This is a genomic window from Pseudomonas sp. TH06, from assembly GCF_016651305.1.
GTDB lineage: Bacteria > Pseudomonadota > Gammaproteobacteria > Pseudomonadales > Pseudomonadaceae > Aquipseudomonas.
On the sequence record NZ_JAEKEC010000001.1, the window covers coordinates 1,026,994 to 1,040,009 of the forward strand.

General features: G+C 60.1%; 12 protein-coding genes. 7 read left to right on the forward strand and 5 right to left on the reverse strand.

The annotated features are described in order from the left end of the window. The first annotated feature begins 7 nt into the window (after nucleotides 1–7). From hisI to JFT86_RS04520, 7 genes are all read left to right on the forward strand, one after another. The gene (gene hisI / locus JFT86_RS04490) at nucleotides 8–409 is read left to right on the forward strand and encodes a phosphoribosyl-AMP cyclohydrolase (RefSeq protein ID WP_007909357.1); all 402 of its coding nucleotides are present in this window, start codon (nucleotides 8–10) and stop codon (nucleotides 407–409) included. Next, nucleotides 402–734: a phosphoribosyl-ATP diphosphatase gene (locus JFT86_RS04495; RefSeq protein WP_003220849.1), complete on the forward strand. Its 333-nt coding sequence runs from the start codon at nucleotides 402–404 to the stop codon at nucleotides 732–734. Before hisI ends, JFT86_RS04495 begins: the two co-directional genes overlap by 8 nt. 25 nt (nucleotides 735–759) lie before the next feature. Beyond that, entirely contained in the window at nucleotides 760–1,041 is a 282-nt protein-coding gene (locus tag JFT86_RS04500; RefSeq protein ID WP_201235906.1) for a twin-arginine translocase TatA/TatE family subunit, read from the forward strand. A gap of 10 nt (nucleotides 1,042–1,051) precedes the next feature. After that, entirely contained in the window at nucleotides 1,052–1,537 is a 486-nt protein-coding gene (tatB, locus tag JFT86_RS04505) for a Sec-independent protein translocase protein TatB (RefSeq protein WP_201235907.1), read from the forward strand. A 256-nt stretch (nucleotides 1,538–1,793) separates the two neighbouring features. Next, nucleotides 1,794–2,588 carry a twin-arginine translocase subunit TatC gene (gene tatC / locus JFT86_RS04510; RefSeq protein WP_201235908.1) on the forward strand — a complete coding sequence of 265 codons (795 nt, stop codon included), beginning with the start codon at nucleotides 1,794–1,796 and terminating at the stop codon, nucleotides 2,586–2,588. Further along, nucleotides 2,585–3,292 carry a 16S rRNA (uracil(1498)-N(3))-methyltransferase gene (locus JFT86_RS04515; RefSeq protein WP_201235909.1) on the forward strand — a complete coding sequence of 236 codons (708 nt, stop codon included), beginning with the start codon at nucleotides 2,585–2,587 and terminating at the stop codon, nucleotides 3,290–3,292. Before tatC ends, JFT86_RS04515 begins: the two co-directional genes overlap by 4 nt. Before the next feature lie 239 nt (nucleotides 3,293–3,531). Then, complete coding sequence (locus JFT86_RS04520) at nucleotides 3,532–5,448, forward strand: methyl-accepting chemotaxis protein (protein ID WP_201235910.1); 1,917 nt, start codon at nucleotides 3,532–3,534, stop codon at nucleotides 5,446–5,448. Nucleotides 5,449–5,607: 159 nt separating this feature from the next. On the opposite strand, the gene JFT86_RS04525 is transcribed toward JFT86_RS04520, so the two are convergent. From JFT86_RS04525 to JFT86_RS04545, 5 genes are all read right to left on the reverse strand, one after another. Continuing rightward, a complete protein-coding gene (locus JFT86_RS04525) occupies nucleotides 5,608–6,342 on the reverse strand; it encodes an amino acid ABC transporter ATP-binding protein (protein WP_064388890.1) in 735 nt (244 codons plus the stop codon). Further along, nucleotides 6,335–7,294: an amino acid ABC transporter permease gene (locus JFT86_RS04530; RefSeq protein ID WP_103304232.1), complete on the reverse strand. Its 960-nt coding sequence runs from the start codon at nucleotides 7,292–7,294 to the stop codon at nucleotides 6,335–6,337. The genes JFT86_RS04525 and JFT86_RS04530 overlap by 8 nt, the downstream gene beginning before the upstream one ends. Nucleotides 7,295–7,423: 129 nt before the next feature. Further along, nucleotides 7,424–8,221 carry a transporter substrate-binding domain-containing protein gene (locus tag JFT86_RS04535; RefSeq protein WP_095667758.1) on the reverse strand — a complete coding sequence of 266 codons (798 nt, stop codon included), beginning with the start codon at nucleotides 8,219–8,221 and terminating at the stop codon, nucleotides 7,424–7,426. 192 nt (nucleotides 8,222–8,413) lie between these two features. Continuing rightward, the gene (gene mdoH / locus JFT86_RS04540; RefSeq protein WP_201235911.1) at nucleotides 8,414–10,984 is read right to left on the reverse strand and encodes a glucans biosynthesis glucosyltransferase MdoH; all 2,571 of its coding nucleotides are present in this window, start codon (nucleotides 10,982–10,984) and stop codon (nucleotides 8,414–8,416) included. Next, entirely contained in the window at nucleotides 10,977–12,743 is a 1,767-nt protein-coding gene (locus tag JFT86_RS04545; protein WP_201235912.1) for a glucan biosynthesis protein G, read from the reverse strand. Before JFT86_RS04545 ends, mdoH begins: the two co-directional genes overlap by 8 nt. Between the last annotated feature and the right edge of the window lie 273 nt (nucleotides 12,744–13,016).

Consider the following 13,016-nt stretch of genomic DNA (forward strand, 5'->3'; position numbering starts at 1 on the left):
GTCGAAGATGAAAAACTGGCTGGACGAGATCAAGTGGGACGCTGATGGCCTGGTGCCGGCGATTGCCCAGGATCACAAGACCGGACGCGTGCTGATGATGGCCTGGATGAACCGCGAAGCGCTCGAACTGACCGCCGCGGAAAACCGTGCAATCTACTGGTCACGTTCCCGTGGCAAGCTGTGGCGCAAGGGCGAAGAGTCCGGCCATGTGCAGACCCTGCATGAAATGCGTCTGGACTGTGACGCCGACGTGATCATCCTGATGGTTGAACAGATCGGCGACATCGCTTGCCATACCGGCCGTCAAAGCTGCTTTTACCGTGTCTTCGAAAACGGCGACTGGAAAACCGTCGATCCGGTTTTGAAAGACCCGCACGCAATCTACTCCGCAGGACACAAACATGAGTGACACCCTGACCCGCCTCGCTCAGGTGCTTGAAGAGCGCAAGGGCGCTGCTGCCGACAGCTCATATGTAGCTAGTCTGTATCACAAGGGCTTGAACAAGATTCTGGAGAAAGTCGGCGAAGAGTCGGTCGAAACCATTATTGCCGCCAAGGACGCCGCCATCAGCGGCGACTGCAGCGACGTGATCTACGAGACCGCCGACCTGTGGTTCCACAGCATGGTCATGCTCGCCCAACTGGGGCAGCATCCGCAGGCCGTGCTGGATGAACTGGATCGTCGCTTCGGCCTGTCCGGACACGTCGAGAAAGCCTCGCGTCCGTCCGCCTGAACAATTTTTAGAGAGGAACAGCAACATGGGCATTTTTGACTGGAAACACTGGATCGTCATTCTGGTTGTCGTGGTGCTGGTGTTCGGCACCAAGAAACTGAAAAACCTCGGCACCGACGTCGGCGAATCGATCAAGGGCTTTCGCAAAGCCATGAACGACGACGAGAAATCCGCCGCTGATCCAACCGTGACGCCTGCGCAACCGGTGCCACCGGTACAGCCGCAAGCCACCGCTCAGGCCAACCCGCCGCACACCATCGACGTGCAGGCGCAGAAAGTCGAAGAGCCGATCCGCAAAGACGTGTGAGCACTGACTAATGTTTGGTATCAGCTTCTCTGAACTGCTGCTCGTCGGCCTCGTTGCCTTGCTGGTGCTCGGCCCCGAGCGTCTGCCGGGCGCTGCGCGCACTGCTGGCCTGTGGGTCGGTCGGCTGAAGCGCAGCTTCAACGCGATCAAACAGGAAGTTGAACGTGAAATCGGTGCCGACGAGATTCGTCGGCAACTGCACAACGAGCACATTCTGTCGCTGGAGCAAGAGGCGCGGAAGATTTTCCAGCCGGTTCAGCAGGAGCCGACGCCGGTTGAAGTTGAACATGTCGGACAGCAGACGATTCATGCGCCAACCGCGCCTGCTGCACCTGCTGCACCTGCACCAGCGCCAACACCAGCACCTGCTGCCGTTGTAGCGCCGACAGAACCTGTGCCCGTTGCCGCAGAAGCTTCGGTTGAACACGTTGCGCCCAACGCCGCGCCGATCACACCAGCGCCTCACGACACCACTTTGCCGCCGCGAGCCCCATGACAAGGGCCTGTCATCGGTCATTTCCTGTGTCGCGTTGTCGCCTGAAAGCGGGCCAGGCAAGGCGTAGTCCGAAGGGAATGTGTTTTACCTTTCCAAGGACTACAACGCAGCCTGGCCCGCTTTCAGGCACAACCCGAAGGGCCGGCCCGTATTTGCGCAGGGCTGCGTTACTCGTTGCTTATTTGAAACGCCAAACTACGCGCCTCGTGCCTTGCCCTGCGCAAATACGGGCTCGGCGCGACACAGGAAATGACCGATGACAGGCCCTAGCCTCCCCGAAAACGACCAGCACATGCCGCTGGTTTCGCACCTCACCGAGTTGCGCACCCGTCTGCTGCGTTGCGTGGCGGCGATCTTCATCATCTTCGCCGGGCTGTTCGCCTTCACCCAGCAGATCTACACCTTCGTCTCGACGCCGCTGCGCCAGTACCTGCCGGTCGGCGCAACGATGATCGCCACCGACGTGTCGTCGCCGTTCCTGACGCCGCTGAAACTGACGATGATGGTCTCGCTGTTCCTTGCGATTCCGGTGATCCTGCATCAGATCTGGGGCTTCATTGCGCCTGGCCTGTACAAGCATGAGAAGCGCATCGCTGTGCCGTTGCTGGTCTCCAGCATCCTGCTGTTCTACACCGGCATGGCATTCGCTTATTACTTCGTGTTCCCGCTGATCTTCAAGTTCTTCGCCGCCGCCACCCCGGCCGGCGTGGAAATGATGACCGACATCGCCAGCTACCTCGATTTCGTCATGACGCTGTTCTTCGCCTTCGGCGTGGCGTTTGAAATCCCGGTGGCCGTAGTGCTGCTGGTATGGATCGGCGTGGTCGACGTCAAATACCTGAAGAAAATCCGCCCGTACGTAATCATCGGCTGCTTCGTGGTCGGCATGATCCTGACGCCGCCGGACATCTTTTCGCAGACGCTGCTGGCTGTGCCGATGTGGATGCTGTTTGAAATCGGCATTCTGTTCGGTGGCCTGATCAGCAAACGCGAACGCCCGGACGAAACCGCCGACGATCACAACGACCAGCCGCCAGCGACCCAGGCATGAACCTGCTGTTGCTCGAAGAGGCCGATTTCATTGCGGCTGACCGCGTGGTCTTGCGTGATCGTCGTCTGACCCACATGCAGGAAGTTCACCGTTCGGAAGTCGGTGACAGCCTGCGCGTTGGCCGGATCAACGGGCTGATGGGCTCGGCTGAGTTGTTGCGGCTGGAGGCGGGTGAGGCTGAACTGCGCGTCAGCCTCGATCAGCCACCGCCGGCCAAACTGCCGTTGACCCTGGTGCTGGCCCTGCCGCGTCCGAAAATGCTCCGTCGGATCTTTCAGACCGTGGCGACCATGGGCGTTTCGAAGGTGATTCTGGTCAACAGCTACCGGGTCGAGAAGAGTTTTTGGCAGACACCGTTTCTTGAGCCTGACGCGATTCGCGAAAATTTGATCCTCGGTCTGGAACAGGCCCGGGATACCGTGCTGCCGGAAGTCGTCATCGAGAAGCGCTTCAAGCCGTTTGTCGAAGATCGGCTGCCGGCGATTACCGAAGGCACCCTTGGCCTCGTCGGCCATCCCGGTAACTATCCGCCCTGCCCGCGTGCACTCAGCGAACCGGTGACTCTGGCCATCGGCCCGGAGGGTGGCTGGATCCCTTACGAAATCGACCTGCTGGCCAAGTCCGGCCTGCAACCGGTGCAACTGGGCGATCGCATCCTGCGCGTCGAAACCGCCGTTACCGCCCTGCTCGCCCGCCTCTTCTAAGCGTCACACCGATCCCCTGTAGGAGCTGCCGCAGGCTGCGATCTCTTGATGTTGTCTTGTTAAAGCAAGATCAAAAGATCGCAGCCTGCGGCAGCTCCTACATTCCAGCATTCCAGCATTCCAGCATTCCAGCATTCCAGCGAGCCTCAGGACTGCCGGACAAATGGTGTTACAGATTGCCATCACTCAGCCGATACAGTCCCCATAAGTCCAATTAGTGGTCCGAGGGGAGTCGTCGCATGTACCGTTGGTTAGCCGAGAATCTTGGGAACGTCAGCGTCAAACGCAAGCTGGGAATCGGTTTCGGCCTGGTGCTGTTGCTGACGCTGTTGATCACCTTCACCGGCTGGACCGGTATGAGCGGCATCATCAGCCGTGGCGACAAGCTCGGTTTCATCTCCAGCCTCAACGAGCTGACCAAAGACCTGCGCCTGGCGCGCCTGGACTATGAAGCACGCCGTGGCGAACAAGGCCCGGGCGCGGTTAATGAACTGCTGAGCAAACTCGACAGTGGTCTGCAAACTGCGCGCAGCCTGATTGAACAACCGTCCGACGCGGCGATGGTCGATCAGCAACTGGCTGCCGTTGCTGAATACAAGCGCGCCTTTGCCGACATGACCCAAGCCACCGTGCAACGCGAAGACGCCCGCAGCAAGCTCGGCGCCAGTGCCGACAACGCCGTGGCGAAAGTCGCAGAAGTGGAAAAATCCATGCTGCAGGGTGATAGCGTCGCTCAATTCAACAGCGTGATCGAACTGAGCAAACTGCTGCAACAGGCTCGCTATCAGGTGCGCGGCTACACCTACAGCGGCAAGGCCGATGCTGAGCAGCCGGCGCTGGACGCCATCGACAATGCCCTGAAAAACCTCGAAAGCCTGCCATCGAAACTGCCGGAACAGCATATCGCCAACCTGCAACAGGCAACCGACTCGATCAAGGCCTACCGTGCGGCGGTTGCTCAGTTCCGCGACTCGCAGGTCAACAATGCCAAGGCCCAGGCGCGCATGTCGACTCAGGGCGACATCCTGCTCGACGTCAGTAAAAAGCTCACCGAATCGCAGACCGTGGTGCGCGACACCGATGCCGCTCACGCCAAGAACATGCTGATCATCGCTACTCTGCTGGCCGTGGCCTTCGGTCTGCTGGCGGCTTGGGCGATCACCCGGCAGATCATCATTCCGCTGAACCAGACCCTGAAAGTCGCCGAACGCGTCGCAGCCGGTGACCTGACCCACAACCTGGTCTCCCAGCGCCGCGATGAACTCGGTCAGCTGCAACGTTCGATGCAAAGCATGACCCAAGGCCTGCGCGACTTGATCGGCGGGATCAGCGATGGCGTCACCCAGATCGCCAGCGCTGCCGAAGAGCTGTCGGCGGTGACCGAACAGACCAGCGCCGGGGTCAACAATCAGAAAATCGAGACCGACCAGGTCGCCACCGCCATGAACGAAATGGCCGCCACCGTGCAGGAAGTCGCGCGCAACGCCGAGGAAGCGTCCGAAGCCGCCGTCGCCGCCGACCAGCAAGCTCGCGAAGGCGACAAAGTGGTCGGCGAAGCCATCGCGCAGATCGAACGTCTGGCCGTTGAAGTCGGTCACTCCACCGAAGCCATGAGCGAGCTCAAGCGCGAAAGCGACAAGATCGGCAGCGTCCTCGACGTGATCAAGTCCGTAGCCCAGCAAACCAACCTGCTGGCCCTCAACGCTGCCATTGAGGCCGCCCGTGCCGGTGAAGCCGGACGTGGTTTTGCCGTGGTTGCCGACGAAGTGCGCAGCCTCGCCCAGCGCACCCAGAAGTCCACCGAAGAGATTGAAGAGCTGATCGTCGGCCTGCAAAACGGCACTCAGCAAGTCGCAACGATCATGGACAACAGCCGCACCCTGACCGATAGCAGCGTCGAGCTGACCCGTCGTGCCGGTGGCTCGCTGGAAAGCATCACCCGCACGGTTTCAGCGATTCAGGCGATGAACCAGCAGATTGCGGCGGCGGCCGAGCAGCAGAGTGCGGTGGCTGAAGAGATCAACCGTAGCGTGTTGAATGTGCGCGATGTGTCGGATCAGACGTCGGCGGCGAGTGAAGAGACAGCGGCGTCTAGCGTTGAGCTGGCGCGGCTGGGGACGCATCTGCAGATGCTGGTGGGTCGCTTCAAGGTTTGAGGTGATTCATCCACCTCGGTTCGCTGTGGACCGAGGTGATGCTATCGCGAGCAGGCTCACTCCTACAGGTTTTGCGGTGTTTACACCTTTTGTGCAACAACACAAAACCACTGTAGGAGTGAGCCTGCTCGCGATTAGCGGCCCCCAGGCCGCTGCTTTTTAAAGGACCTGACGCAGGAAGGCCTGAGCCCGTGGATCCTTCGGCGCATCAAAGAACTCTGCCGGCGCGGCATCTTCGAGCAATTTGCCGTGATCGAAGAACAGCACACGATCCGCTACTTCCCGAGCGAACCCCATTTCGTGGGTCACGCAGACCATGGTCATGCCTTCCACGGCCAGATTTTTCATCACATCCAGCACTTCGCCGACCATTTCCGGGTCGAGCGCCGAAGTCGGCTCATCGAACAGCATGACCTTCGGCTCCATCGCCAGCGCCCGGGCAATCGCCACGCGCTGCTGCTGTCCGCCAGACAGGCGTGACGGAAACTCGTTGGCCTTCTGTGCGATGCCGACCTTCTTCAGCAACTCCATGGCCTTGGCTTCGCGCTCTTTCTTGCCGCGCTTGCGCACGACTTTCTGCGCCAGACAGAGGTTTTCCAGCACGGTCATGTGCGGGAACAGGTTGAAGTGCTGGAACACCATGCCGACTTCGCGGCGGTAGGCGTTGACGTCGGTTTTCGGGTCGGCCAGTTGCAGGCCGTCGATGCTCACCGAGCCGGAATCGAATTCTTCCAGACCATTGAGGCAGCGCAGGAAGGTCGACTTGCCGGAGCCGGAGGGGCCGATGACCACCAGCACTTCGCCCTTGGCGACTGTCGTGCTGACGTTATCCACCGCACGCACCACCTGGCCACGAGTGTCGAAAACTTTTACCAGATCGCGGACTTCAATCACTTTGCGCGAGCCTCCGCTCAAGTCGGCTGGCGATTTTCGACAGCGGCAGGTTGATCAACAGGTACAGGCCGGCGACGCAGAACAGAATCTCGAACGGCGAGAACGAGGTGGTGATGACTTCACGACCGCTTTTCAGCAGTTCGGTGATGGCGATCACCGACACCAGCGAGGTGTCCTTGACCAGACTGATGAACTGCCCGGCCAATGGCGGCAGCACGCGTTTGAACGCTTGCGGCAGCACCACATGACGCATCGACTGGCCGGCACTCAGGCCGAGCGAACGCGCCGCTTCGTTCTGGCCGCGTGCAATCGATTGCACGCCGGAACGGATGATCTCGGCCACGTAGGCGCCGGTGAACAGCGACAGCGCGGCGATCCCGGCGAACTCGCGGGACAGATTCATCACCGTGCCGATGAAGAAGTAGAAAATGAAGATCTGCACCAGCAGCGGCGTACCGCGCACCAGTTCGACGTAGATGCTCGACAGGTCACGCAGGGTCGGGTTGCTCGACAAGCGGCACAGCCCGGTGACCAGACCGATCAGCAGACCCAGAATCCCGGAGACCACCGATAGCCAGAGCGTCGTCCACAGCCCCCACAACAGCGGCCCTGCCGCCCAATGCCGGGTCACGCCCACGACGTCGCCTTCCGCGACATCGTCGCCCTGAGCGAATTGCAGGCTGTTTTCGTCGACGGTCAGGTGCTGCTCGTCACCGGCGTCATTGCGCAGGGTGACTTGCGCGCTGCCGCCCTTGCGCACCAGTTCGCTGACCGTGGAAATGTCGGCGGCGCGCTGGGTTTCCTCGGCCTGATAGGCGAAGTACTGCGGCACACGGTTCCAGCGCCATTCGTAGGACATCAGCGACGTCGCGTAATACAACGCGCCGGCGAGGCCGATCAGCACCAGCACAGTCAGCACGTGCCAGGGCCATTGGGCTTTTTTATGTTTCATTGCAGGTTCCGGATTTTGTGTTGCTTACAAGGCCCTCATCGCGAGCAGGCTCACTCCCACATTGGAATGCATTCCCCTGTAGGAGTGAGCCTGCTCGCGATTGAGGCGACGCGGTCTGACTGACCGGCGTTATTCCATGTCCTTGAGCCACTCGGTGCTCTTGAACCACTTGTCATGGATGCGATCGTAGGTGCCGTCTTCGTGGATCTGGTGCAGGAAGTTGTTGATAAAGTTGAGGCTGTCGTAGTCACCCTTCTTCAGACCGAAGGCCAGCGGCTCGTAGGTGAATGGCTTGTCGAGGAACACCAGTTTGCCGGCGCCGACCTTGTTCACTGCCACAACGTTGTACGGCGCGTCATAGATAAAGGCGTCAGCCTTGCCGTTGACCACGTCGAGCACCGCTTCTTGCTCGTTGTCGTAGCCGTGGTATTTGGCTTTGGCGATCAGCTTCTTGGCGACCATTTCGCCGGTGGTGCCGAGCTTGGAGGTGATGCGGTAGTCGGCGGTGTTCAGGTCTTTGTAGGACTTGATGGTGCCTTCCAGCTCCTTGCGGATCAGCAGGGTCTGGCCGACAACGATGAACGGTTCGCTGAAGTTGAGGCGCAGGTTGCGCTCCTGAGTCAGGGTCATGCCGCTGCCGATCATGTCGAACTTGTCGGTCATCAAGGCCGGGATGATGCCGTCGTAACCGGTGGAGACCAGCTCCAGCTTGACGCCCATGGCCTTGGTCATGGCTTTGAGGATGTCGACTTCGAAACCGATGATTTCGCCGCGCTTGTTGGTCATTTCGAACGGCATGTAGGTCGGATCCATACCGACTTTCAACGTGCCGCGCTTGACCGCGTCATCGATGGCACCAGCATGCGCCGCATTGACTGCAACCAGTGCCGTGACGCCGACCAGCAGCATCGACAGATACTTCTTCATCTTCAAGTCCCCAAAACCATTGCGTTTGCGGCGCGAAAACCAACAGAGGCGGGCCAAAAAGCCCGGGTGCGCCAATTCGGGGACGGATGCTAACGCACTCGTCCGTTTGCACAAGGTTTTTTGCCGGGAATTGTTGTTATGGGTCGGGCCGTAGAATTAAAAAAAACCCCGCTGATTAGCGGGGTTTCTTTATCAGGCCGGTTGCGCCTGCATGCTCAGCGGTCGCAACGGCAACAGCGGCGCATGCGGATCAGCTTTCACCGAAGCCCGCCATGCATCCAGCCACTCAGCGTGACCTTCCGCCCAGACCAGCTCGTGCAGTCGCGCCAGAGCCACAGGATCGCTCAGCAGTTGCAGGCGTTCGTGATTGCTCAACGCCGCCGGCCCCACTTTCAGGGCGTGACGGACACGTTCCTGACGCAGCCACTCGATCGGCTCGGCCTGACCGTGACGGGAAGTCGCCAGCGAGCACGCCAGAGCGTTCTGCTGTGGATCGACCACCGCACGGACGAAGCCGTCGTTGAGGGCGTGGTAACGATTTTCATGGGTGTACTGATCGGTCGCCAGCAAGGCCTGTGGCGGATTGTATTCCTCAGGGATGAGGAACAGGCTCTCGTCACGGGACTTCAGGCCCAGACCGACACGGCTGGAGATCACCGATACCGGGATCGACAGCATCAGCGAACCGACGATTGGCACCAGCCACCAGAGGAAGCTCGGGTTCAGCCAGATCACCAGCAGCGCCCAGCAGAAACCCAACAAGGTTTGCGGGCCGTGGCGCTTGACCGCTTCGCTCCAAGGCGTCGAGTCGTCGTCACGTTGCGGCGAGTTCCAGGTCGCCGCCCAGCCAAGGAACGCGGCCAGCACGAAACGGGTGTGGAAAATCATCCGCACCGGCGCCAGCAGCATGGAGAACAGCATCTCCAGCAGCATCGACAGGGTCACCTTGAACTTGCCGCCGAACTCTTTCGCGCCCTTGGCCCAGATCAGGATGATGCTCAACAGTTTCGGCAGGAACAGCAGCACAATGGTCGTCGAGAACAGCGCGATCGCCTTGTCCGGGTGCCATTGTGGCCACAGCGGATAGAGCTGACGCGGTTCAAGGAAGTACTGCGGCTCCATCAGGGTGTTCACCGCCAACAGCGCGGTCGACAGCACCAGGAAGAAGAACCATAACGGCGCCGACAGGTAAGACATCACGCCGGTCAGGAACACCGCACGGTGCACCGGGTGCATGCCTTTAACCAGGAACAGACGGAAGTTCATCAGGTTGCCGTGGCACCAGCGACGGTCACGCTTGAGTTCATCCAGCAGGTTCGGCGGCAGTTCTTCGTAGCTGCCCGGCAGGTCATAGGCAATCCACACGCCCCAGCCGGCACGGCGCATCAGCGCGGCTTCAACGAAGTCGTGAGACAGGATCGCACCGGAAAACGCGCCTTTGCCCGGCAACGGCGCCAGGGCGCAGTGGTCGATGAACGGCTTCATGCGAATGATCGCGTTGTGACCCCAGTAGTGGGATTCACCCAACTGCCAGAAGTGCAGACCGGCAGTAAACAGCGGGCCGTAAACGCGGGTGGCGAACTGCTGCATGCGTGCATACAGAGTGTCCATGCCCGACGCACGCGGCGCGGTCTGGATGATCCCGGCGTCCGGCGTGGCTTCCATCAGGCGCACCAGACTGGTCAGGCACTCGCCGCTCATCACCGAGTCAGCATCGAGCACGACCATGTACTTGTAGTCACCGCCCCAACGACGGCAGAAGTCGTCGAGGTTGCCGCTCTTGCGTTTCACACGACGGCGACGGCGGCGGTAGAAGATCTTGCCGAAGCCTTTGGCTTCACGGCAGACGTCCAGCCAGGCCTGTTGCTCGGCGACACAGATGTCGGTGTCGTTACTGTCGCTGAGAACGAAGAAGTCGAAGCGATCCAGATCACCAGTGGCGGCAACCGATTCGAACGTCGCCCGCAGACCGGCGAATACACGCGGCACATCTTCGTTGCAGATCGGCATGACCAGTGCGGTGCGTGCGTCCTTGGCAATCGGCTCGTTACCGGCGCTTTTGCCGGAGATACGGTATTTATCGTGACCGGTGAGCAGCTCAAGGAAGCCCATCAGCGCGGTCCAGAAACCAGCCGAAACCCAGCAGAACAGAATCCCGAACAGAATCAGGATGCTGGTTTGCAATGCATACGGCAGCACTTGCGTGGCTGTTTGCATCAGCGGTTGATGCAGGACTTCGTCGAGATCGACGAACGACCAGCCCTGGTACGGCATGATGCCTTTCATGTACCAGCCGGCGACGATGGTCTGCCCAAGCATCAGCAGCAACAGAATGTAGCGACGGATCGAACCGACGGTGCGCCAGCGCGCTGCCGGCAGGACGTTCTCGTCCTTCGGCGGTTGCGGCGGGTTGGTGCGGCCGGTCAGGCGGCGCCAGCCACGCACCAGAATATTGGTGCGCCATGGCTCCGGCACGACTTTGGTCCGACGGATCGGCGGCGTCGCCTTCATGCTGACGCGACCGCTGGCGTCAAGCACCAGCATCTCCGCGTCTTCAAGCTCTTCGGCGGTGCTCAGGATCAGGCGCTTGCCCACCGAAGCCTGGGCGGCTTCGGCAGGGGCGTCGAACGTCGAGGACGACAAGCGTTGGTGCAGCTCGCTGAACGACTGGCAGCCCGCGAGTTCCGCGCGCTGCTCGTCGGTCATCGGCAGATGCGCCAGATACTCGGACAGAGTCTCTGGCTGTACTTGAGAGTTACTCATCGGCAGGCAACTGATAGCTCCAGGTCTCGGTCAGGACTTCTTCAGTCGGTGCCGATTCCGGTGTGGCTGGGGCCGCGTCCGCAGCCGCTGGCTGCTTGGCGTCTTTGTTGGCCTTGTCCTTGGCATCTGCTACAGGCTTGGCGTCAGCCTGTTTGGCCTCGGCTGCCTTGGCTTCCTTGTCGAGTTTCTCTTGTTGCTTGGCAGCGACCTTGTCGGCCTTGGCGACGGACGAATTGGACGCCGGCACCGATTTCGCCAGATCGGCGGTCACGACAGGCTGCACCAGCGCGGCACGCATCTCGGTCGACTTGCTCGCGTCCTTGATTTTCATCCGCAGGGTCAAACGCCAGCCCTTGGTTTCAGGGTTGTAGCGCACGCTGTTTTCAACCAGTTCGGCGTTGTCGCCAACACTGACCTGGCTGCGCACGTCGGCGTCCGGGGTCAGAGCCGCCAGCGATGGACCTTCGAAGTCGACCAGGTAGGCAACGCTGCCATCCGGCTGACGGATCAGGTTCGATTGCTTGACGTCACCGGTCGAACGCAGTGTCTGCGAAACCCAGGCGCTGTCTGGCGCGTGAATCGCCGCTTCGTCCATGGTCCAGTGCAGGCGGTAGGCGAAGTCCAGAGGCTTGCCTGGCTCCGGCATGGTTTCCGGGCTCCAGAAGGCAACGATGTTGTCGTTGGTTTCATCGGCGGTCGGAATCTCTACCAGATCAACAGTGCCCTTGCCCCACTCGCCCTTCGGCTCGATCCAGGCGCTTGGGCGCTTGTCGTAGCGGTCGTCGAGGTCTTCGTAGTGGCTGAAATCGCGGCCACGTTGCAGCAGACCGAAACCACGCGGGTTCTCGACGCTGAAGTTGCTCACGGCCAGGTGTTTCGGGTTGTTCAGCGGACGCCAGATCCACTCGCCGTTGCCGGCATGGATCGACAGACCACTGGAGTCGTGCAGTTCACGACGATAGTTGAGGACTTTCGACGGCTGGTTGGCGCCGAACAGGAACATGCTGGTCAGCGGCGCGATGCCCAGTTTGCCGACCTTGTCACGCAGGAACACCTGCGCCTTGACGTCGACAATGGTGTCGCTGCCCGGACGCAGAATCAGACGATAGGCACCGGTGGCACGCGGCGAGTCGAGCAGCGCAAAGATCACCAGGTGCTTGTCACCCGGCTTCGGCTGCTGAATCCAGAACTCGCGGAAACGCGGGAATTCTTCACCCGACGGCAGCGCGGTATCAATGGCCAGGCCACGAGCCGACAGACCGTAGGTGTGACCCTTGCCGACGACGCGGAAGTAGCTCGCGCCGAGCATGGTCATGATTTCGTCTTGCTTGTCGGCCTTGTTGATCGGGTACAGCACACGGAAACCGGCATAACCCAGTTGTTCAGTGGCCTTTGGATCAAATTTCAGGTCGCCGAAATCGAAACGGGAAGGATCGTATTTGATCTCTTCGACGGTATTCGCCGTGATTTCGTTGATTTTCACCGGTGTATCGAAGTGCATACCCTGGTGATAGAAGGACAGTTTGAACGGGGTCTTCTGATCAGCCCACTCAGCCTTTTCGGTGAGGAAGCGGATTTTCTGATAGTCCGCGAACTTCATATCGCGGAATTCGTTCGGCAGGTTGCTGCGCGGGGCTTCGAATTTCTGCCCGGCAAGCTCTTTGGCCTTGGTCGATACATCGTCAAGATTGAACGCCCAAAGCTGACCGGCGCTGAGCAGGCACAGGAGCGCCGAACCCGCTACCAGGGCACTTCGCATGCGTTTGGCAGACAATTTTGCTGCATTACAGGGACTAACAATCACGAGCAACCCTCGCCGAAAACAGATCAATAAACCAACGGCCAGCTATCTATATGCCAGGTTGGCGAGCATTGTTCCGACTCCGCTGGGGCAAAATGATTCCCCAATCGGATCCGGACAAGTCTCTACCTAAGTCAAAATGGACCAACGAACGCTGATCCCCGTAGCGCGCGATTATCTAGTAGCCCGCATGACAACGCATCAGGGGTAACAAAGTATTTATCGCGAAAA